The sequence below is a fragment of the Exiguobacterium sp. s163 genome (assembly GCF_018617135.1).
Taxonomy (GTDB): Bacteria; Bacillota; Bacilli; order Exiguobacteriales; family Exiguobacteriaceae; genus Exiguobacterium; species Exiguobacterium profundum.
Window position 1 is genome coordinate 136,271 of the sequence record NZ_JACSJN010000003.1, and the last position, 19,228, is coordinate 155,498.

Annotated in this window: 26 protein-coding genes; 10 read left to right on the forward strand and 16 right to left on the reverse strand. The window is 40.1% G+C overall.

All coding sequences use genetic code 11. From position 1 onward, the window contains the following. Window positions 1–20 precede the first annotated feature (20 nt). Entirely contained in the window at window positions 21–578 is a 558-nt protein-coding gene (locus tag KNO71_RS09515; RefSeq protein WP_214688254.1) for a hypothetical protein, read from the forward strand. Window positions 579–605: 27 nt separating this feature from the next. On the opposite strand, the gene KNO71_RS09520 is transcribed toward KNO71_RS09515, so the two are convergent. Both KNO71_RS09520 and KNO71_RS09525 read right to left on the reverse strand, forming a co-directional pair. Further along, window positions 606–1,580 carry a ketoacyl-ACP synthase III gene (locus KNO71_RS09520; protein ID WP_214688255.1) on the reverse strand — a complete coding sequence of 325 codons (975 nt, stop codon included), beginning with the start codon at window positions 1,578–1,580 and terminating at the stop codon, window positions 606–608. 179 nt (window positions 1,581–1,759) lie between these two features. Beyond that, window positions 1,760–2,743, reverse strand: a complete 984-nt coding sequence (locus KNO71_RS09525) for a nucleotide excision repair endonuclease (RefSeq protein ID WP_214688256.1) — start codon at window positions 2,741–2,743, stop codon at window positions 1,760–1,762. A gap of 304 nt (window positions 2,744–3,047) precedes the next feature. Here KNO71_RS09525 and KNO71_RS09530 point away from each other — a divergent pair, with 304 nt between their 5' ends. The 3 genes from KNO71_RS09530 to KNO71_RS09540 all read left to right on the forward strand — a co-directional run bounded on the left by KNO71_RS09530 (window position 3,048) and on the right by KNO71_RS09540 (window position 4,720). Then, complete coding sequence (locus KNO71_RS09530) at window positions 3,048–3,197, forward strand: hypothetical protein (RefSeq protein WP_214688258.1); 150 nt, start codon at window positions 3,048–3,050, stop codon at window positions 3,195–3,197. A 122-nt stretch (window positions 3,198–3,319) separates the two neighbouring features. Beyond that, window positions 3,320–3,829 carry a hypothetical protein gene (locus KNO71_RS09535; RefSeq protein WP_214688260.1) on the forward strand — a complete coding sequence of 170 codons (510 nt, stop codon included), beginning with the start codon at window positions 3,320–3,322 and terminating at the stop codon, window positions 3,827–3,829. A gap of 42 nt (window positions 3,830–3,871) precedes the next feature. After that, the gene (locus KNO71_RS09540; protein ID WP_214688262.1) at window positions 3,872–4,720 is read left to right on the forward strand and encodes a hypothetical protein; all 849 of its coding nucleotides are present in this window, start codon (window positions 3,872–3,874) and stop codon (window positions 4,718–4,720) included. A 35-nt stretch (window positions 4,721–4,755) separates the two neighbouring features. Here KNO71_RS09540 and KNO71_RS09545 read toward each other — a convergent pair whose 3' ends face one another. Continuing rightward, window positions 4,756–5,046 (reverse strand): hypothetical protein, encoded by a 291-nt coding sequence (locus KNO71_RS09545; RefSeq protein ID WP_214688264.1) that lies wholly within the window; start codon window positions 5,044–5,046, stop codon window positions 4,756–4,758. Window positions 5,047–5,162: 116 nt separating this feature from the next. Continuing rightward, window positions 5,163–5,945, reverse strand: a complete 783-nt coding sequence (locus KNO71_RS09550) for a hypothetical protein (RefSeq protein ID WP_214688266.1) — start codon at window positions 5,943–5,945, stop codon at window positions 5,163–5,165. A 129-nt stretch (window positions 5,946–6,074) separates the two neighbouring features. Between KNO71_RS09550 and KNO71_RS09555 the strand changes: the two genes are divergently transcribed. After that, entirely contained in the window at window positions 6,075–6,455 is a 381-nt protein-coding gene (locus KNO71_RS09555; RefSeq protein WP_214688268.1) for a hypothetical protein, read from the forward strand. Between the two features lie 338 nt (window positions 6,456–6,793). Here KNO71_RS09555 and KNO71_RS09560 read toward each other — a convergent pair whose 3' ends face one another. Beyond that, the gene (locus KNO71_RS09560; protein WP_214688270.1) at window positions 6,794–6,982 is read right to left on the reverse strand and encodes a hypothetical protein; all 189 of its coding nucleotides are present in this window, start codon (window positions 6,980–6,982) and stop codon (window positions 6,794–6,796) included. Window positions 6,983–7,154: 172 nt separating this feature from the next. Between KNO71_RS09560 and KNO71_RS09565 the strand changes: the two genes are divergently transcribed. Next, window positions 7,155–8,276 carry an NUMOD1 domain-containing DNA-binding protein gene (locus KNO71_RS09565; RefSeq protein WP_214688272.1) on the forward strand — a complete coding sequence of 374 codons (1,122 nt, stop codon included), beginning with the start codon at window positions 7,155–7,157 and terminating at the stop codon, window positions 8,274–8,276. Window positions 8,277–8,311: 35 nt separating this feature from the next. On the opposite strand, the gene KNO71_RS09570 is transcribed toward KNO71_RS09565, so the two are convergent. The 4 genes from KNO71_RS09570 to KNO71_RS09585 form a co-directional block, all read right to left on the reverse strand. Beyond that, window positions 8,312–9,067, reverse strand: a complete 756-nt coding sequence (locus tag KNO71_RS09570) for a transglycosylase SLT domain-containing protein (RefSeq protein WP_214688274.1) — start codon at window positions 9,065–9,067, stop codon at window positions 8,312–8,314. Window positions 9,068–9,216: 149 nt separating this feature from the next. Next, window positions 9,217–10,665, reverse strand: coding sequence for a DUF2828 family protein (locus tag KNO71_RS09575; protein WP_214688276.1), 1,449 nt, complete (start codon window positions 10,663–10,665; stop codon window positions 9,217–9,219). Window positions 10,666–11,183: 518 nt separating this feature from the next. Continuing rightward, window positions 11,184–11,501, reverse strand: a complete 318-nt coding sequence (locus KNO71_RS09580; protein WP_214688278.1) for a hypothetical protein — start codon at window positions 11,499–11,501, stop codon at window positions 11,184–11,186. A 269-nt stretch (window positions 11,502–11,770) separates the two neighbouring features. Continuing rightward, window positions 11,771–12,502: a hypothetical protein gene (locus KNO71_RS09585; RefSeq protein WP_214688279.1), complete on the reverse strand. Its 732-nt coding sequence runs from the start codon at window positions 12,500–12,502 to the stop codon at window positions 11,771–11,773. A 206-nt stretch (window positions 12,503–12,708) separates the two neighbouring features. Here KNO71_RS09585 and KNO71_RS09590 point away from each other — a divergent pair, with 206 nt between their 5' ends. After that, entirely contained in the window at window positions 12,709–13,029 is a 321-nt protein-coding gene (locus KNO71_RS09590) for a hypothetical protein (protein ID WP_214688281.1), read from the forward strand. A gap of 98 nt (window positions 13,030–13,127) precedes the next feature. Here the strand turns inward: KNO71_RS09590 and KNO71_RS09595 are convergent, their stop codons facing one another. Beyond that, window positions 13,128–13,442 carry a DUF1653 domain-containing protein gene (locus tag KNO71_RS09595; protein ID WP_214688283.1) on the reverse strand — a complete coding sequence of 105 codons (315 nt, stop codon included), beginning with the start codon at window positions 13,440–13,442 and terminating at the stop codon, window positions 13,128–13,130. Between the two features lie 127 nt (window positions 13,443–13,569). Here KNO71_RS09595 and KNO71_RS09600 point away from each other — a divergent pair, with 127 nt between their 5' ends. Beyond that, window positions 13,570–14,487 (forward strand): hypothetical protein, encoded by a 918-nt coding sequence (locus tag KNO71_RS09600; protein ID WP_214688285.1) that lies wholly within the window; start codon window positions 13,570–13,572, stop codon window positions 14,485–14,487. Between the two features lie 139 nt (window positions 14,488–14,626). After that, entirely contained in the window at window positions 14,627–15,034 is a 408-nt protein-coding gene (locus tag KNO71_RS09605) for a hypothetical protein (protein WP_214688287.1), read from the forward strand. Between the two features lie 27 nt (window positions 15,035–15,061). Here KNO71_RS09605 and KNO71_RS09610 read toward each other — a convergent pair whose 3' ends face one another. The 6 genes from KNO71_RS09610 to KNO71_RS09635 form a co-directional block, all read right to left on the reverse strand. Continuing rightward, window positions 15,062–15,496: a hypothetical protein gene (locus KNO71_RS09610; RefSeq protein WP_214688289.1), complete on the reverse strand. Its 435-nt coding sequence runs from the start codon at window positions 15,494–15,496 to the stop codon at window positions 15,062–15,064. Beyond that, window positions 15,489–16,349 (reverse strand): hypothetical protein, encoded by an 861-nt coding sequence (locus KNO71_RS09615; protein WP_214688291.1) that lies wholly within the window; start codon window positions 16,347–16,349, stop codon window positions 15,489–15,491. Before KNO71_RS09615 ends, KNO71_RS09610 begins: the two co-directional genes overlap by 8 nt. A gap of 99 nt (window positions 16,350–16,448) precedes the next feature. Beyond that, the gene (locus KNO71_RS09620) at window positions 16,449–17,168 is read right to left on the reverse strand and encodes a hypothetical protein (RefSeq protein WP_214688293.1); all 720 of its coding nucleotides are present in this window, start codon (window positions 17,166–17,168) and stop codon (window positions 16,449–16,451) included. Window positions 17,169–17,234: 66 nt separating this feature from the next. Next, window positions 17,235–17,516 carry a hypothetical protein gene (locus KNO71_RS09625; protein ID WP_214688295.1) on the reverse strand — a complete coding sequence of 94 codons (282 nt, stop codon included), beginning with the start codon at window positions 17,514–17,516 and terminating at the stop codon, window positions 17,235–17,237. 123 nt (window positions 17,517–17,639) lie between these two features. Next, entirely contained in the window at window positions 17,640–18,080 is a 441-nt protein-coding gene (locus tag KNO71_RS09630; RefSeq protein ID WP_214688297.1) for a hypothetical protein, read from the reverse strand. Window positions 18,081–18,141: 61 nt separating this feature from the next. After that, the gene (locus tag KNO71_RS09635; protein ID WP_214688299.1) at window positions 18,142–18,393 is read right to left on the reverse strand and encodes a hypothetical protein; all 252 of its coding nucleotides are present in this window, start codon (window positions 18,391–18,393) and stop codon (window positions 18,142–18,144) included. Window positions 18,394–18,642: 249 nt separating this feature from the next. On the opposite strand from KNO71_RS09635, the gene KNO71_RS09640 reads away from it, so the two are divergent. Then, on the forward strand, window positions 18,643–19,185 hold the full coding sequence (locus tag KNO71_RS09640; protein ID WP_214688301.1) for a hypothetical protein: 543 nt from the start codon (window positions 18,643–18,645) through the stop codon (window positions 19,183–19,185). The last annotated feature ends 43 nt before the right edge of the window (window positions 19,186–19,228 follow it).

Consider the following 19,228-nt stretch of genomic DNA (forward strand, 5'->3'; position numbering starts at 1 on the left):
TTTTAAGAGGTGAATAGAATTTGCACACGTATGACTTTGTTAGTGGCTTTATCATGGACGGTACTGCTGAAATGTTCGCTAATTACCACTCGAATGGTACTGTCATTGCATCTATCGCACATGAAAGACATGAGATTCAATTGGTTTTAGAAACTAAGAACGAAAAACATTTCGCAGTATATGTCCTCACACAATTTTCAAACGAGCGATTGCGGAAAACCCGATTGAATTTAAACTACACCAAACTCACACACCCGATTAAAGTGGAATATGAGCTGTTTCGAATCTTGCGTCACGTCAAGAAAACCTCGCTCGGTTTAAATGTGGCGTTTCGTGAATACAGCATTTCAAATTCGAAAACCTTTTACGACAAGCAAGAAGTGATTTACGAGAATCTAGACAAATTTTTGCAAAAAGTAAAAGACCCAAATATCCCTCTCACATTTTCAATTGCGAATAGTAAAGACACTTTTAGTGTCTACGCTTACTATGATGAAAAAAGCTTGACGCAAGACAATGTGTCTAAAATCCTCAATAATATGGAACCTTTATTGTTAAAAATCATAGAAGACTACTAAATCCCCTTTTTGGGGGATTTTTTATTTTCAATATTTGAACAACATAGCAATAAATTGATGACCTGCACCGACCGTCCAGAACATCAAATAGTCTCCCCGATTGATGCGTCCTTCCTCGATGGCTTCATGCAACGCCAGGAACGGACTCGTGGTACCTGTATATCCAAATCGGTGTCCCACAAAGTTCATTTGTTCATCGGATAGTCCGAAATGTTTTTGAATCTTCAATGTGTCACCATAGGCGAACTGAGACAAGAAGTAGCCTGCCATGTTTTGAGGGGACAAAGCATTCCGCTCGAACAGCGTCTCCATCAGATTGAAGATGATGGGTGTCCCGAAACTTGAGTCAAACGGAATGAAATCGATGTATCCGCCAACACCCTGCTTCGAAAGTCCCTCTTTCGGATAAATGATTTTATCCGTATTCGCCGAATAGGTGTGTACGAGCGCATCGATGAACCCTGTCTCTTCTTCTGTCTTTTCTAAGATGACCGCAACAGCGGCATCTCCTTGGTTCGCATAGGTGATTTCTTGGTTCGGGTTTGCGATGGCTGTCATATGGTCTGAACCAATGACCAACGTCCGCTGAACGTAAGGGTTGGACATCATGTATCGTGATGCCTGTTCGACAGCCATGGTCATACCTGCGCAGTTCGCATTGCTATCGAGTACAGCGACATGACTCTCACACCCCAATGCCTCATGGACGAGCATGGCATTCGTCGGAATGATATATTCCGGCACTTGTGTCGAGAACACAATCATATCAATGTCCTTCACGGAAATGTTTGCTTTCTCTATAGCACGTTTTGCGGCTTCGATGCCCATCGTGAGCGTTGTCTCGCCCTCTCCTGCAATGTGGCGTTCCTTTTTGTTCAAAGCCTGTAACAAACCAGAAATGTCTCGCCCTTGCTCTTCAAAGTGCTTGAGGTAGAAGTCATTACCTCGTTTATTCTCTGGATGATACATCCCGATAGATGCCATTTTAATATTTGTTGTCATAGTAAAATCCCCCTTAAAAATCATACGTCTTTTCATTTTCTCTTCAATGAGGTTTATAGAGCAACCTTATTGATTGAGTACAAAATGATATTACAACCAATTTTGACTATAGTCAAAATTTAAGTGTTTGAGCCTATTCGATAAATTAAAAAAAAAGAGCATTTAGCTCTTTTAATGACTCACACTGTGACTAGCACTGGTTTTCTATAAGGTTTGCTCGTCAAGATAGGCAACCATTGTTCACATGTTCCAATTCTGAAGTATGAGATGAATTGATGTTCGTTCGTCACTGGGCAGTATTGTTCACGCTCTTTGTTCGGTGATTCCATGACCACGCTCTTCCCCTCTCCCTTGTGTAATTCATCAATAGCGACAATCTCATTCCCCATCGCTCGAATAGTTGATTCGATATTCCCATCTACAATACGCAACATCAGCATTTCAGGATGTTTTCGTACAAGTCGCTTCATCTTTTCATAGCCGACATATGTCGCCCCGGCTACACCTGCAGATTTGATGGTTTTCTCAAGCTGTTTCCGTTTCTGTTTCTTGTTCTTGAGAATGCTGAGCTTTTCTAATTGTTCTCCCATCTCTTCGACGACTCGTTGTTCTTCTAGCTTCCCGATTTGTTGTTTGCTCAGTTCTTGTGCTTGTACTTCGAATTTTCTCTCTAATCGGGCGATTTGTCTAGTTAGTTTATCCTTTTCACTTCGAACCGCTTCGATTGTTGATTTCAACTTGCTCTTCTCCCTGCTCATTCGTTCATTGTCCATAAGTAACTTTCGGTTCTTTTTAGAGAGAAGTCGATTTTTTTCCTTTCCCGACTTTATCAGCTCCTCAGTGTCGAGCATTTCTTTGACAACATCGTCCTTCTTGAAACTCACCCACACATCCTGCAATTCATCCAACTGAATCGATACCGTTCCTTTATCCACTGTATTGTACTTCGGCTGATATTTGCTGATATAGTAAAGTTCTTTAATCTTCATATCACCTTGTGTCTTTGTCTCCATATAATCAATCCTAACTACCTTTTGGTATACACTCGAAGGCAAATGCCCTCCAGAACCAAAATGCGAGTTCATCCTCGACTTGATATTCAATGTTCTTCCTACATAGATAACATTAAAATCCTTATCCAAAAATCGATATACATAGCCCATAGATTTCTCTCCTTTTAATAATGTGTCGGTTTAAGTCTTGCACCCTCGAACACCACTGTTTTTTAATATCTGTATTTAATCTATTCACTTGTCTCTTATCTGAACACATCACATATCATTTGATTCAAACATCACATGATTATACCTTAATTAAACAAAATAATATTGACAATAGTATTATTTTTAAATACAATATTTCTCATGTTGGAATCAATTTGGGATGCCCTCGCTGTAATGAACAATTACATGGAAACCACTTCAGGAAGAAACCATACATATCGACAGGAAAGGAGCACATTTGAACATGACATTATTTAGATTCATCGTCCATACTCGTGACAATCAGGAAAAAACCTTTGAGTCACGGGGATTTGACGAAAAAGATGCCTATCTGTATCTCGAACAACAATTAAAGAAGTCTGGAATCGCATTCGACGATATTCAGCCGCTTTGACATGAGAGGAGCCCCTATCAGTGTAGGGGCTCTTCTTTATTTATTGAGACTCCATTGAATAGCATAGGTATATGTAAGATTAATAAGGTGCAAGCTTCATGCTATCTCAAGGAGGAGTATATATGAAAAGGCTGTTCCACGTCTCTTTTGTGGTAAATGAAACGATTGATGTTTTCACCCCAAGAATTCCAATAACACGGGCTTTGAATGAGGATAATGTTACACCACGGGTATGCACAGCACCATCACTTGAATGTTGTTTGCTTGCCAATCCTTATACTGCAGAGTTGTTCGAGCCTGAGGGACATGTAGAAGAAGGCAGTGTCATCATGGTTTGTCATAAGAGTCAGGATGATACACATTATGGGGTGCCGTTTATTCAGTACGAGTTTTATGTGGAGGATAAGGATGTATTGCCCCCCGCATCATTGCAGTTGGCAGTTCCTGATGTAGAAGAGACGTCGGAGCATTGGATTGTTCGCAAAGTCGAGCCGGAGTCGAAACGTTATTTTTTATTGAAGGACGCATATCTCGGAAAGAATGGATGGATGTATGATTATCTAGAGTTGAATTTGAGTGAGTTTGAAAGACTCATGTATCTTGACCCTAGTGATTTTCGAATGGTATACTAATTTTGACTATAGTCAAAAAAATATTCATAAGGAGGGGTTGCGATGAACCAAGTCGAGACGTTATTCGAGTCTTTGCAAGAGACAATGATTCAGGACATCCGAAGATTCAAAGTAGAATTGAATGAAGTTCTTAGTCAAAAGAATTACAATGACCTACTAGGATGTTTGAAGAAATTTAGCAGTGCTGATGAAATGGAGTATAAGCGTTATTTCCTTCTTAACACTCAAAGCTTCGAAGAGTTTGTCCTAGAAGCCTATTACAAATATATCGAGCAAGATTTGCGCACTAAAAATATTGAACTGGAGTATTATCCAGGTGTCATCTTTTTCTATATTAATAAGCAGGTCGTGGGCATGCATCAATATAAGAATGCCAAAGTCGTGCTTGTTTCCGACATCTATGAAAATGAATTGGGAATGGTCAGACATTTTCTTTCAAGCGCCATCAATAAACTTCCTGGTGAAATTCAAGAGCGTGATATGTGGGAAACTGCTTTGCAACGACCCGGGGAGCTACACGATTGTGAATTGTTCCCAAAACTCAGTTCTTCAAATAAAAAATCGAGAAAAGAAGCTAAAAAAGTAATCAAAATATTGAAGAAGCTTGTCAAAAGAGACCTGTCATATGTGACAAAGTCATTTGAAGATGCTCAAAAAAATGTCGATTACAATGAAGGGATGATTAAAAGGTTACAGACGAAAGAAAGTCATTATCTTGACGCATTGAATCGTGCTAAAGATAAGACTCCGATTTTTAAAGAAGCACTACAGGCAAGCGGAGTGCATTGCATGGAAACACCAAAATCCCTACAATTCAGCAATCTCTCTGTTCCAGGTATGCCTTATGATGAGTTGGAAGAAAAGTTGGGCTTATATAAGGATGAATTATAAAACAAAAAAGGACTCCGAATGGAGTCTTTTTCGTTTCAATAGTTCTTCAATTGTTCTTCCATCATGCTTCTTAGATACCCTGTCTTTTGGAAGATATTGTCTACTAACTCTTGGTCAAGAGGAAGTTCCAAGTAAGTCAGGTCGTTCGCCATACCATGATGACCGTGTTCTCGATATTTAGCGGCATACTCTTCATGTGCCATCGCTATGTGATGCGCCTCTCCAATCTTGTGCAAAACCCCGCTGTCCTTATCAAATAACACTGCAGGATTCTTCAATGTTTGATATACCTTTCCATAACCATCTCTTACCTGAATTGTTTTCATGTCTGCTCCTCCTCAACTATTGTTTCCAACCCTATTGTTCAAGCTTTATCTATGTTATGCCGCCGCCAAGGAAAATAAAAATAGAACTAGCTTTAATCTGATTCATGATGGTTCCCTTACCATTCCATTAAGGATTCCGGCGGGATACTTTTACCTACTCTGTCCATCCAATCACTTAGTTGGAGACTAGAAAAATTGGTTTTCCTATCATAGAGAGCTTTCAGGTCATGCTCTTTAAAAAGATTGTCCACTTTCTTTTCTTTCCTTAGTGAGAAAAGACTTTTTTTCATCCATAATTTCAGGAATTTTAAATAGCGTTCATAGATGACTTTTTCTAGCTCTAACACATCATGAATCATGAGGAAGTACGTTTCGGGTATCGCTCCTTCCTCGCCTGTCTTTTTGAGTTCAAAATAGATGAATGTAGAAGAGGAATCATTTAAAATTGTCGGAGCAATCTGTTCGCCATGTTTCATAGCCCCATCTAACCAACAATGAATACGCTCACTTAGAGAGTCGCAATTGACTGACTCTCTACAGGGAAAGATAAACAAGTGGGAAGGATTCTTCTCAAGATTCGAAACCTTACTGTCGTAAAGAATATCCTCTAGTGTCAATAGGGTGTTCCAAATCCTCTCGACAATTTCGAGTCTTCTCATCCAGTGCTTTAAATTGTGTTCATTCAAAGTATCTGGTTTGTTTGGTAACTCTATTATCCTTTTTAATGAAGAGTGCTCCTCAATATAACGTGTCATTTTCCGAACAAGCATGTTTGAGGAATGATATGCGATACCTTCCGATTCTGATTGAGCTTCCCAGTACTCCCCTATGCTCGTCTCATGACCTATCCCGAACAGTACGGTCAACTCTTTCTGTATTCTAATCAACTCAAATGTCATCTGCTTCCACCTCATCCCTTGTTGTTTTATTCATCCTATTCATCGTCGCTTATATCAAACAACGTCCTCTTATATTTTTTCTGAAAACAAAATAGAATGATTGATATTATAGAAAAGGTTGTGATAGCTATGAAAAAGATTGCACTTGCTTTGGGAATGACCGCTCTTGCTTCAATTATGACCGGATGCACCTTCACGGTTCAAAATGATGATGAGGCTTATCTCGGTGACGAAAGACTCGTCCCATTGACAGATAAAGATGAAATCAAGGAACAGAAAGTCACGGCTCTGGAAGACCGAAAAATCTATCAATTTGACCCTGAGACCCAGGAATTGAAGATAGATGGGTTCATTGAAAAAGGAACGAGTTATCTCCGCCCTGTCAACACCGGCGACACATTGATGGTTGACGGTGTCTACTACGACTATGTCCAATTTGGAAACAAAATGGTCTTGATTGATGCGATTGATAGCACATCAGACTTGCGGGAGACAATGGTCAAAGAATAAATCCGTAAGAATCAAAAAAAGAGACTCATTGAGTCTCTTTTTTCTTTCGATTAATAGCCTTCATTTCACGCCATTTTAGCAATGTGAGATACATCTTTCCTATTACCATCAGCACTTTTAGAAGCCACAAAACCTTCTTCAACTTATTCATCCATCATCACTCCCCTTCAATAGACGTCATCTGAAATCTAATCGACAGATAATCCAGTTTCAAGTTTTATATGTATATATTAACTATTATTTTGACTATAGTCAAAATTTGTCATTGCTATGTTTCGATTGCTCTTAACATTAACTTCCGAAAAAACAAAAAAGCTCTATCCGAGCTTTTTTACATTTTAATCATCGTCTACGATGATAGTGAGATTCTGGTAGCTGTCATCACGAATCGTGCTGTTTTTCGGGAGCGGGTCACTCTTCAACACAATCGGACCCGCTTGTGCTTCCTGAACTGGAACGAGACCTGCTCCTAGACCCAATGCCATCGCAGAAACACCAACGCCTGCAAAAATTTTCTTCATATTCATACTTTTCACCTCACTTTTATTTCTTGATTCATATATACTAGTATTGCATTTGAATAAATATTCCATATTTGTGATTGTTTTTATGTAAAATCTTAATATATATTCTTTTTGACAGACTTTAAATAAAAGTTTTATAATTGTTATATAGTGTAAATTAAAAGGGGATTTTAAAGTGGAAGAAACACGGAGTGAAAAACTCGAATATTTAAAGAAATCAATCGCACAGTATACAACCGATGCGAGGCTTATGGCTGTTTATCCTGATATAGACATTGCTTCGGAACAGACAGGTATTGATGTCGAGGACATAACTCGTTGTGTGAGCGGTGAAAAGAAAAATGTGAAGAATTTTGTATTTATGCAATATGATTACACGATATCACCAAAGAAAATAGCAGAAATTATCGCCAAACGTATGGAAAAATTACATAGTTCATCTGGTTATAAGCATAAATTGAAAGGTTCTTCCATAGAGCAATACGATTTAGAAGGGAAATTCATCGATTCTTACTCGTCGGTGACCAGTGCGGCACAAGTAAACGGTCTCACTCAATCTTCAATATCTTTAGTCATAAACGGCAAACAACATACTTCTGGAGGATTCATTTTCTTACGCTTCTTTGAAGAATCCGATGAGAGAAAAGCTATCATATTGCAGAATCGTCTAGATGCCTATCGGACGCATAAAGGAAGGAAATCATCGAAACAGGATGTCGATGTTCAACGTAAAGTGATGGACTTCGCCTCACCTAAAAAGATGAAAGACTCAAAACCAGGGCGAAAGAAGCTCGCCAATATCCTTTATTTCGATTCTTATGGCGAATTTATAGAAGAATTTAAAAACCCACAGGAGGTATTTCATCGATTGGGTCTCAGCTTGACGACGGTTCGAAACCTTTGCGAAGGTAAGAGCAAATCATTCGCAGAGGGCGTCCTCTTGCTAAAAAATGATTATGACAGTTTTGAAGATGCTGAAGATGCGGCACTTGATAGATTGAAGGCGAAGAGAAAGAGATACGCCGGCAGAAAAGGAAAGAAAATAGCACAATTCGATAAGAGCGGACGTTACATCGATGCCTTCAATTCTGCGAAAGAAGCATCGGACGAGCTTGATATCTCTTACGTTCGGTTGAACCAGGCACTAAATGGGCATACAAGGATTGTCGATGGGTTCGTATTCATCTATTCCGATATGTTCGATTCGATAGAAGCCATGACGAGGGAAGTCTTATATCGCATGACGTTGTCTAGGGAGGATTTGCGTCAGCATATCATAACGTTAAATCAATATTAATTTCCATAAAAAAAGCCCTGTTTTCAGGGCTTTTTTTACATAAGTCTTTCTATCTCTAGAATAGAACTCTTCATTTTTTCGATGTATTCCACTGCAAAACCGTTCTTCATAAATCCTGCATTCCCCCGATTATAACTACTCCACACAGCATGGTCTAAGATTTCTCCGCTATATCCTTCAGACCCCCATCGCTCATATAGTTGCTTCAACATATACGTTCCCCACTCCATGTTCACGTAAGGGTCTAAGGGTGCGTTCGGAGTATCCAATTCATCTGAAAGCTGAGCGTGATTGATTTGATTCACTTGAAAATATCCAAAATCATTCGTCTCATTCGTAGCGTTAGGGTCAAATACGCTTTCGTGCTGAATGACTGCTAGGGTCTTGAGATAATCAAGCCCATACTTTTCGGTCAATTCAAACAGGTATTCTTGATGAGCTAACGGCATCGGTATCTCTTTCTTATATCGAAATTCTGATGAATCCTCCAAAGTTTCGTCATCATTATCGATTGTTTCACCATGTAAGTCTGAATTTACACTGTCAACCTTCTCCATAGTAGACTTCGATGTATTCTCCTGAACATTGAGAGTCTTTGTATCGCTAGACTCTACCTCGTCATTATTCAAAATATGGACTTCTTTTTCTCCGTTCTTTACCTCACCCACTTCACTGGCAAAGACACTTGTCGTCAATACAATCAGAACACTCGTCAAAAACGCCATTAGACCATATGCCCACTTGTCATGTTTACGTCTTTTCTGCTCTTTTGTCTCTCGCATTGAATTCATTTTCATTCCTCCTGAAATAAATAGTAGTAGCCACTACACCTTAAACATGTAACAACCTATCCTATTCATTCCGGTGTCCGAAAATAATAATGTTTACTTTATAAATCTATTGAAGGTAAATAAAAAAAGGAGAGGATACCTCTCCTTTTTTATGCTGTAATATTGTCATATCGCTCTGAGAGCAATACATCTAACATCAATCTCTCTGGCGATAAATCTTTAGATGCTAAAATGGCTTTCAGAGTGGAAGGTGAGGCACCGCTCACAAGAGCAACTCCTTGCTCATTCTTCGTCACTGGGACTGTTGAATGACCTGCCACATTCCAGAAGATGACCTCTGGGAAAGGATATCCTGCCGACTCGAACGCCTTTTTACAGGAGTCGATGACACGAACGTTTCCATTCCGAACGGACTGATTGAATTGCATGTCTGACACGAGGATAAGGCGTCGAATCATCTGCTCTTGTGGCAAATCAGTCTTGATAGCGGTGTTCAGTATCAAATCAAAGGTCGCCTCAAGGTTCGTCGTCATATCCCAATTTGCCCGCCTCATATTTTGAATCTTGTTCGAAATGCTCGTTCCTTTCACTTCAACCAATTCAGGAATCTCTGAAAACGTCAGAAAATGATTCTGAAAGTGACCGGTGTTACGCTCTGAAATATATAGACCTAAACCGATGGCGACGTTGAGCGGTGAATTGGGTTCAAACCCGCCCATAGAGCCTGAAACGTCCACCACGACCAAGGAGTTATCTTGCTTTCCTCCAGTGAAGTCCGGTAGGTTGTTCCATAAAGCGTCGAGTGTTCTAGAATTTTCATGACCTGCACGATGTACGACATCGTAAGGATAGAGCGTGCTTGCAGACATCTTTTTACGCCCATCCTCAACGGCTTCCAAATATTCGCTATATCGCACCCCGTCACGACGCATAAAGCTTGCACGATACTGCTGATGAGCTTTTGATGGCGTTTTCTCATAGTCAATTTCCGATATCGACCCATTTGAAAGTTTGGTCTCAACGATGTCGATGTGATTGCGCAACAGGACGAGCATCTTGCGGTACTCTGAAGGATGAAATTCGAATGCCTTGACGAAACGTTTTGCAAGCTTGCGAGTCGCCTTAGAACTTGCATTCTCAGACGGCATCCACTTCGCCAAGAGTGAAACCGGTTCATTCGAATTCATACCATCTAAATCATCCTGCAATTGTTTCAAGACAAAGTCCACCATGCCTTTTTCTAAGGGAGTATCGAACAATACGAACAAATCATCGAATCGACCGTATACCGGTACCATCGGAATGAGATGTCCCATTTTTTCCCCTTTTACATTTGCCAAATGCAGGAGTCCCGCTCGAAACACATCACGTTCCCCCTGTCCACCACGGATGTCCCGAAGGTAGAAAAGCGTCTTGAGCGCCAAGTCAGGCGTATCCGCATACGCCTTGTCCAACAAGCGAATGAATTCGCATTCGTCATGTCTCAATGCGCCCCCTCTTCCAAAAAGGTCTAGGACAGAATTCAAAGTCGAACCATAAGCATGGTCTCCATTCGTAGTCTTCGATTGATTAGATACATCTTTTAAGTGTTGTAACATCATATCACGCTCCCTTGTTTTGTCTTATACGGAAAAATATATTCTTTTCATTCATTAAGTCTTCAGATAACAAAAAACCATATCTAGCGTCTAGCCGCACTCAAGTTTTTCATTTGACGGTGAAAGTTGAGAGTTGCTGAAGGCGACTTGCCAGACATGGTTTTTTGTACGAAGGTTTTCTAGCCACATGTAACTTTTTCATCGATTAGTTGAAAGTGTAGATGTTTGCTGTAAGTGACTGCTCTTCGTCATTATCATTACGAATCATTTCTAGCCGCATTCGATTCAATATACCAATTATATTTGAAGTGAAATTGCTGTGAGCGACTATGATTCTTCGGTAGAATAAGTTTTCGGTATTCACACTATATGTGCAACTTTCGATATATATAACCAAAATCTTATCTTTTCGAGTCAAACAATTTTGACTACACTATATATCATAACACCAATTATAAAATAGTCAAAATAATTTTGTTTTTATATACAAAAAAGAGGCTTCACAGCCTCTCTCATGATTAAATCTGATTCTGTTCCTTATATTTCTCTTGAATCGTTTCAATGAATGTTGCCTTATCATATCCAACGCTCTCGAAAATCTGACTTAGTTCAATGATGATATCCATTTCCTCTTGGATAGGAATGTCCAAGATGATATCATGTCCTTCCGGGTCGATGACTTGGAAGTTGGTTGTGTCTCCATACATATCATATTCACTAAATGTGAGGGTCTTTCTGAACTCATCAAAGTGTACCTTGGCGGCAGTCAATGCGTGAGACTCCATAAAGAACTCTCCTGTGAATTTTAGGATTTGTTCAACTGTTTGCTTTTCCATATCTGATTCCTCCTCAAGATATCGATGACACTGTCATCCCTGTTTTTATTGACTCTTCATCTTATGCAAGTATCTTCATCTCAATCATCCTTTTGAACGCTTTAAATAGTCAGAATGTAATTGTGTTTATGAGTCATTCTCTTCCAAAGTTTTTGAATCATGACGATTCCTCCTTTGATTCTTGTAATGGCATACTCCTAATTTCTTCAACATCCTATATTCTATTTATATTGTTGTTAAAAAATAGAGCAAAAGGAGAAAATCTCTCCTCATGCCCTATACACCGTGCCTAGCTTGATGAATATGCTTAATTCGTCGAAAGGTGACAGCACACCCGCTCTCCATGATGCTGATTCAAAGAACCATCGCATCAGATGATTGACATGTAGGACGGTCAGGTCTCTTTCGGACTCTTTCGTATTGTCGTTATAACTGTTCATCCAAACATACCCTAGTTGTTCGATATGTTCTTTCGAGGACATTTTACCCCTAAAAAGGGTGACACTCTCAATCTCATCGTCAACAGCAGGGTCACGCTCAATCCGCACCGAGTTGCTCACAGTGTCAGCGACAATCGTTCTTTTGATATGAGTGCTACGTTTTCTTGTATCCAGGAACGCATGTGCTTTTTCAATTCTCAAAAATTCAGAGAAGATAGAGTCTAATTCCTCCTTCAACGTTTCACTTGCTTGCTGTTCTCTCTCTGAGGGGAATATCAGTCGGTCAAGCGCCAACAACAGTGACTCTAATACTGAAAATAGTCGTTCCGAAATTTCCCCGGATTGCTTTAACTCCGGAATAAAATGAATCATCTCTGAAAGAAATCCTTTAGAATAATTTATGCCATCGTTGTTTCCTTTGTGTATATAGATTTCAGGATTGATGAGCTTTACGCAATCTGAAGGTATATTGTTCAATTCATAGTATTCGCCCCTGTTCAGCGTGGGGACTCGTATCATTCCTTGCTCCATCAATGCATTTAGAACCTCTTTTTTTCTCATTTTCTTATACATCTCCTTCACGGTTCTTGATACGGCTTTACACACCCTTTTCCATTTTAACGCATCATTGGGAATAATAAATTGTCGAATGTTGTCATTTTTAAATTCGAAGGTGAATGGACAAGTTCTTTATTATGGTTCAATTACAAACTGCATAGTATATATAGTATTTTAATCTTGGCATACTCAATTTAGGAGGTATTTATATGAGATTGGTGAACCTTGTTCGGGAGCGGAAATCTGACAACTCGCATGTTGTCGATACGTTTTTGGTAAAAGATTCGATAACTGAACCAGAAGTTGCTCTACGAGATGCAGTAAAAGATTTTCTTATGAGTGATGAGGGGAAAAAGTGCGTGATATATGCTTGTGGAGATTTCAATTGGGGAGATGCCATCTCCAACATCACAGATGAATTTTTGCAACCACATGGGCTTGTATCGTTCAATGTTTCAGAAACAATTGTTGTGAATCAAGATGAAGTTTTGTTCTCCGACATCCAAGAAGAGGTGCTTTGTGCCGAATAATAACTCCATAAAAAAGATAGTGCTGATTTATTGTGGAATCAGCACTATCTTTTTTTTACTTTTGATTGGATTGCATGAGGAAACACTCAATAGAACAGTCATACCGATTCTTCTGATGCCGAGATGACGTCGGTCAGTATCGCTCTTCCTTTCAGACTAGCAATTCGTTTAAATCGGAAAGACTCGTGAATCGTAAATTCGGCAAATGTTTGCAAGGGCTCTGCATGTACCGATAGGATGTCATCGACTTCATGGTAGACAACCAACGTCTCCCCTGTTTCACTCTGTGCGAAATTCATGACATAGATGACGGAACCGCTGTTATCTTGGTAGAACTCGTTTTTGAAGATGTGGCGACTCCAACCTTCTTTATTCGTATAGACCTTTTCATTTGTGTCGATTGCAAATGCCATCCCTCATCACTCCTCTATTTTTCCGTTTACTTATATGATAGGCACCCCATGTGATTATATTCGCAAAAGACCCGTTGAACGATTACACTCAAAGTGAGGATATCCTGCGAATGAGGAGGACAGAACTATGAAATTCAAACTTTCTGGGAACACCATCCCTATGAACCATTTCTTCAAGGAGGCATCTTCTGATAGAACATTCCATCAAATCGTGGCGACGAAGGACATTCCGGTGTTCGGTGTGAAGGAAGGCGACTTGGGTGGATGGGTCGAGCATGTGTCAAATTTGGAACAAGAAGATGACTCTTGGATATATGAAGGCGGTATTTCTTGCGGAAATGCCACCATCAAAGGGTCTAGCACGATAGGGAGAGGTGTTTGGGTGTCAGATGACTGTATCGTTTCTGACTTCTCACATTTCAGAGGTAACATACGCTTAAACGGGTCGCATCGATTTGAACGTGTCGATGCGAATGTAAATGAATTTATGATAATGCCTGACACAAAAGGGACTTGGGTTCCTTTCGACAAAAACAAGCTCCTCTTAAGAGGAGACATTTATGTACACGCAAAGTTAGTTAAATGGTCTGCGGCAGGCACCATTGATGCCCTCCTTGAGCTCCATGGTGAAGAGGTCATGGTAAGCGGGGTCATTGATGCAAGTGAGTGTCTGAACATCAAAGACTCGCATCTGGCAAACGCTTTTTCTCATGGGGATGTTCGTATCGATGAAAGTCATATTGTCGGATTAGATGGGAACCATCATCTTTTCAAGGGAAAAGTATCGATTTTCGATTCTTCTATACATGGGTTCTTGAGTGCGGAATCCTCTGGTGGAGAAATCGTGTTGAAAGAAACAATAAATGAAGGGATGACAGATATTCAAATACTTTCAGACGGATACTTCGAAGCGAATAGAGTTCGCTTCCTTGGCATCACGACGCTGATTCATGATTCACCCGACAACGTAGGTGTCCATGATAAATCCTATTCCGATGAGGTTTACTTGAGAACCTCAAACTCTGCCCATGATTCGACCTTATGAATCCTCTGCCTGACATCGTTATTGTCTCACCGAAAAAATCCATTCCTTCATTGATGAACTCCCCTTTATCTGAATAGGATAAGGCAATATCAATATTCAGGCGTGCCACGCACAATTTGCTATCAAAGGGGAACTGATTATGCAGACATTGAAATCAATCATGAGTGAACAGATGTTAGAAGAGACATTGAGCGTATTGAAAGAAGTTCTATTCCCAGACATCAATAGCTTACGTGAGTGTATTTTAGAAGGAGAGAGTGTATATTCATCAAGTACATCAGCAAAATCTCGTTTTTACGATGACACTTGGTTGAACTGTAAACTATCTAAGAATGGGAACAGTGTACATCTTGACCTTTATGTAACGAACAGCGAATTGCAGGAAACATTCTTCCTCAGTTATTTGTTTGAAGGTGATGTCCCGATGTTAGTCGTATCGAGCGAGGCTTTCCCGACACCAATTGCACTCGCTCCAGAAAAAATGGACACCATTCGAGAATTAAACGAGCTACTCACAGGTAAATCCATGCTCATGTCGATTTCCTAATAAAAAGAGACCGTAAAGGTCTCTTTTTTATTCATATTCCCCGGGTGGACAAAGTGAATGCTCCTGAATCACGGAAGACTTGATGATGAAAGCTATCTGCAGTCCTTTAAACAGATAGAACCCTCGTTTCTGGATAAAGTAGTCTTTGCTCGTGCCTTTATTGAACACTTCTTCCAATTCTTCTATGCTCTTTTCCGCTTCTTCATAAATCTCCGGCTCATCCCAATCTGTGTTGTAAACTTGGTGAGCAAAAGCATATTCATCATTCCACACGTCATTCCAATCAATCGCTTTCTTCCGGTTTATGACGAGGTCGGATTCGAGCAACAGCCTCAGCGCCAATTCCTCATCATCATGACATACTGTTTTCATTGCTGAAAGTAAGTCTTTCTTCGTGCCGTCATAATCACGCTTGAAGGAATCATTAAATCGTTCCCTCAACATCTTGACTTCTTCACTCATCTTTTATCCCCCATTCGCATCGGTTTCCCAAAGCTTTCATAATCCCTTCACGAGTCAGCTCGAAATAGACATTATGTCCTTCCTGATAGGACTCCCAATATTCATCTTCATCTTCCACATCCATCGTCGCACCAATGCTTCTCCAAAAATAATAGGAACGCATTGATTCTTCATGGAGAATCGTTCCCCTCATCACTTCTAATTGGAAATGTTGAAATAGGAACGATATGACTTGCGTGCCAACACCTTGTTCTTTTCCGATGACTTCTCTCATTTCCATCTCTACGGATTTCGATTCCTCGTCAGAGAAATACAACCACGTATAGGCGAGCAGTTGTTTCCGAAGAAAGATTCCTCTCCCGCCTGCGCCATGATGAACATAGCTCATCTCTGGATACACATGGTCTTCAGGCATATCTTGGATAGTGAAATAGGTATTTTTAGTGTTGGAAAGGTAATCGTATTGAGTGGTCAACCACTCCTGCAATCGTTCGACTTCCCCGTCTTCAAAATCTGAGAGAAGGTTCTCTGCCATCCAAGATTCTACTTGTGAGATAGTTACATTTTGAAACGATGGTTGATTGCAATCATACTCTGAGAGCCGCTCGTCATCCAACCTTCCCCCTGCGTCATACCTCTCTCCTGTTTGGGAGACCACATAAGCGTGAACCAACACTTTAGAAGGAAGTTCCGCCCCCTCAAACCAGAAATCGTCATCCCATAAGAACTCCATGTCATATCCCGACATTTTAGAACACAACAGAGCGAATAGATGACATCTCCCGTACAAATAATTATCGATTTCGACTTCTTTTGCCACATTCGCTTCCCCGTTATAAGTTTGTGAACACACTCATGACACTCCTTTTCGATTTGAATATTATATTCTATGTAAATTGATTCTGATGATTCGACACATGTAAAAAAGACCTCAAGTGAGGTCTTCGGTTTATCAGTAAGCGACATACTTCCCGTTTTCTTCTTCGACGAAGAGTTTTGTCCCATCAGGCAACAAGATGAATTCTTCTTCTAGGTTTTCTACTTCGTAACCATCTCCATCAACTCCCTCTACCGACTCGATGTCAAAGACGATTCGTTTGATGGGGTCATATTTCGCTTTTGTTTTAATTTCGAAACCGCCATCCCAAACAGACACGTAGGTCACATTTAGCACTTCCGGTTTTTCCAAATAACCTTCAACGTCGTACACCTCATGCCCGCAGTCATCGAATGAAAGGTATGAACTCGATTGTTCATTTCCGTATTCTTGACCGTTGTCGCCCCATGACCAAGACTCGGATTTTGCATGGTGCTTGTTCACACGAAGTTTCAGCTCCTCGCATTCTTTACAATAAAGTTGCCCTTTTGCCGACACATACTGGTTGTAGTGGTCAAAAGCGAATACCAATTCATCCTCTCCCATGAAAACATTACCGATTCCTGTTCCATTCAGGTGTGGGTGAGTTTTCTCTAATGGTTCGACCTCCTCAAAATCCACCACGATGTCTAAAATCGTCTCATTCTCTGTCTCACGTTCCTCTCCATACAAAATCTCTGTGATGACGCCCGCAAGACCGTTATAGTCACTATCTGGTAGTGCAATCACCGATTGACCGACTTCGATTTTTGATAGCAATGGATATTGTGCCAATTCTTCAGCTTTGAATTTCATGTTTGCTTCCCCTTTTCCAATTTGTTTTAAAAACCCTCATGATGTATCGCTCTCATTGCGTGATGTCTATCCTTGCATCAATGAATGGTTATATCCTTCATGCCATGCCTTTATTGCAGGTGCGACATCAAAACCTTCCGCCTCATACTTGTTCAAATGTTTCGTGAACTCTCTGTCGAATTCATGAAAGCTAACAGCCCCTTCTACATCCGTCGATTCAAAATCGATTTCATCCTTCAACAAACCGTTGATTTCCATGTCTTCCCCTCGTAATGAAGCATTCTCTACAAACGCTTCAAACGTCAGGAGTTCTTCTAGCTCTTGACTGTTCGTCAATTCATAAAACATGGCTGTATCAGCACCTTCTTTCTCAATATCTTATCTCTATTATACCAAAAGAAGGACCTTTTATGTACATATAAAGAAAAAATAAATATACATATAGTCAAAAAAATAAGAGGGATAACCCTCTTATTCTCCAGATATGCGTACTTTCTCAGGTTGTAGAACGCCATTGATTCTTAACTGAGCCGTTCTACCTTTTTTTGTCCGTTTGATGAAGATGCTAACTCCCTCAGATACGGGAATATCACCTTCCAGAAGAGGATTCGTTCCCCACTCTACCATCATCTCCCCTGCTTTCTCGATGGCTTGCTGAACGGATTGTCGCTGTTCATCCGCCCGTGTTTCAAGACTCGCCTTTTTTGAGAAGTAGAAGATGAAAATCATCGAAATAACGACGATGCACATCATCAATAAATTGTCGTACCAAATACTTTCGAACGGATTGTTCTCCCACACTTGATAACATAATGCGATTCCTGTAACCGAAACGATGACTACCATTAGTTCATACCTTTTGGTCAAGATTGATTTCATTGACTCTATAATTCCTGCGATGCTATCTAACATATACCACATCACTCCTTTCTAAAATGAGAACAGGAGCATGTGGAATCGCCAGACGGGATTCTTACATACTCCCGCTCGTAGCGAATAAAAACATTGCAAAGCCAATAGCTGAAACAATGATAAGGTGAACCAAAACTTCTTTTGTGTTTTTTTGAATCTGTTTTCGTTTCTCCGATTTCAATTCCTGTTGGTGGTCTGTATACTCCGACAATGTCTGTACGCCGTACAAGACATGCATGAGGACATAGACCGCTCTCCCTGTTAAAACAAATGCTACCATGGCGAATGCAAATACTACGCTGTTGTAATCCATAAATAGCTCCTCCTATAAATGTTGTGTTCGTCTGATGTGTTCGTCTAATGAGTTCACTTTTAAGGATACGTGTTTCATCGTCCCTGCTATGTTTATTCGTCTTATATCATATCGTCCATTTGATTAGAATATAACATTCTCTTCCCTATGTGCTCATATGACGTGTGTAGAACGGGCATAAGACTTTTTATTTTTGACTATAGTCAAAAATATTTGTTATAAACAGACTAGGATAACGGACGGCAGGAGGTGTTCACCATTCAAGCAACCATGAATCGATATACCGTAGAAGATACGTTCGCCGTGGCGGACGAAGGCATTAAAGATATTGAGGCATTTTTACGTTCCTTCTCGGCTTCTCTCGCTATCATCAATGTCGAGAAACATGAGACGTTTCAGAAAAAAGATGTCGATTTGCTGTGGGTTTACTTAGAGAACGGCGTAGAGAAAATGAAGCGAATCGAAGCAAAGATTGACCGATATAAGAGTGGAAATTTCTTTTTCGAAACAGTTAGCAACGAGAACAAGGGCACTCCGGGTTGTTTTCTTTATACTGAGGCGGATTATCTGTTCTATTACTTTCTTGAATGGAAAAGCCTCTTCGTATTGCCTGTGAAAGAGATTCAGACATGGTTCTCTGCGAATGAGCATCGTTTTAAAGAAAAGACACTCGCTACAGCAGTCGGCAAGGATTATTACACATCTAAAGGAAAGGTTGTTCCTATCAAGACAGTCTTGAGAGAGTGTAAGTTTGTGAAGAGACATTCTTTGATTGAATTTGCGGCTCGATGAATAGTCCTTCCATTGTTGTATATGATAGTACGGAGAACCCATA

Coding starts and splice junctions, on each gene's coding strand:
- KNO71_RS09520 (WP_214688255.1), bottom strand. CDS start 1,580: ATGACAACAAATATTAAAATGGCATCTATCGGGATGTATCATCCAGAG.
- KNO71_RS09525 (WP_214688256.1), bottom strand. CDS start 2,743: ATGGGCTATGTATATCGATTTTTGGATAAGGATTTTAATGTTATCTAT.
- KNO71_RS09530 (WP_214688258.1), top strand. CDS start 3,048: ATGACATTATTTAGATTCATCGTCCATACTCGTGACAATCAGGAAAAA.
- KNO71_RS09535 (WP_214688260.1), top strand. CDS start 3,320: ATGAAAAGGCTGTTCCACGTCTCTTTTGTGGTAAATGAAACGATTGAT.
- KNO71_RS09540 (WP_214688262.1), top strand. CDS start 3,872: ATGAACCAAGTCGAGACGTTATTCGAGTCTTTGCAAGAGACAATGATT.
- KNO71_RS09545 (WP_214688264.1), bottom strand. CDS start 5,046: ATGAAAACAATTCAGGTAAGAGATGGTTATGGAAAGGTATATCAAACA.
- KNO71_RS09550 (WP_214688266.1), bottom strand. CDS start 5,945: ATGACATTTGAGTTGATTAGAATACAGAAAGAGTTGACCGTACTGTTC.
- KNO71_RS09555 (WP_214688268.1), top strand. CDS start 6,075: ATGAAAAAGATTGCACTTGCTTTGGGAATGACCGCTCTTGCTTCAATT.
- KNO71_RS09560 (WP_214688270.1), bottom strand. CDS start 6,982: ATGAATATGAAGAAAATTTTTGCAGGCGTTGGTGTTTCTGCGATGGCA.
- KNO71_RS09570 (WP_214688274.1), bottom strand. CDS start 9,067: ATGAATTCAATGCGAGAGACAAAAGAGCAGAAAAGACGTAAACATGAC.
- KNO71_RS09575 (WP_214688276.1), bottom strand. CDS start 10,665: ATGTTACAACACTTAAAAGATGTATCTAATCAATCGAAGACTACGAAT.
- KNO71_RS09580 (WP_214688278.1), bottom strand. CDS start 11,501: ATGGAAAAGCAAACAGTTGAACAAATCCTAAAATTCACAGGAGAGTTC.
- KNO71_RS09585 (WP_214688279.1), bottom strand. CDS start 12,502: ATGAGAAAAAAAGAGGTTCTAAATGCATTGATGGAGCAAGGAATGATA.
- KNO71_RS09590 (WP_214688281.1), top strand. CDS start 12,709: ATGAGATTGGTGAACCTTGTTCGGGAGCGGAAATCTGACAACTCGCAT.
- KNO71_RS09595 (WP_214688283.1), bottom strand. CDS start 13,442: ATGGCATTTGCAATCGACACAAATGAAAAGGTCTATACGAATAAAGAA.
- KNO71_RS09600 (WP_214688285.1), top strand. CDS start 13,570: ATGAAATTCAAACTTTCTGGGAACACCATCCCTATGAACCATTTCTTC.
- KNO71_RS09605 (WP_214688287.1), top strand. CDS start 14,627: ATGCAGACATTGAAATCAATCATGAGTGAACAGATGTTAGAAGAGACA.
- KNO71_RS09610 (WP_214688289.1), bottom strand. CDS start 15,496: ATGAGTGAAGAAGTCAAGATGTTGAGGGAACGATTTAATGATTCCTTC.
- KNO71_RS09620 (WP_214688293.1), bottom strand. CDS start 17,168: ATGAAATTCAAAGCTGAAGAATTGGCACAATATCCATTGCTATCAAAA.
- KNO71_RS09625 (WP_214688295.1), bottom strand. CDS start 17,516: ATGTTTTATGAATTGACGAACAGTCAAGAGCTAGAAGAACTCCTGACG.
- KNO71_RS09630 (WP_214688297.1), bottom strand. CDS start 18,080: ATGTTAGATAGCATCGCAGGAATTATAGAGTCAATGAAATCAATCTTG.
- KNO71_RS09635 (WP_214688299.1), bottom strand. CDS start 18,393: ATGGATTACAACAGCGTAGTATTTGCATTCGCCATGGTAGCATTTGTT.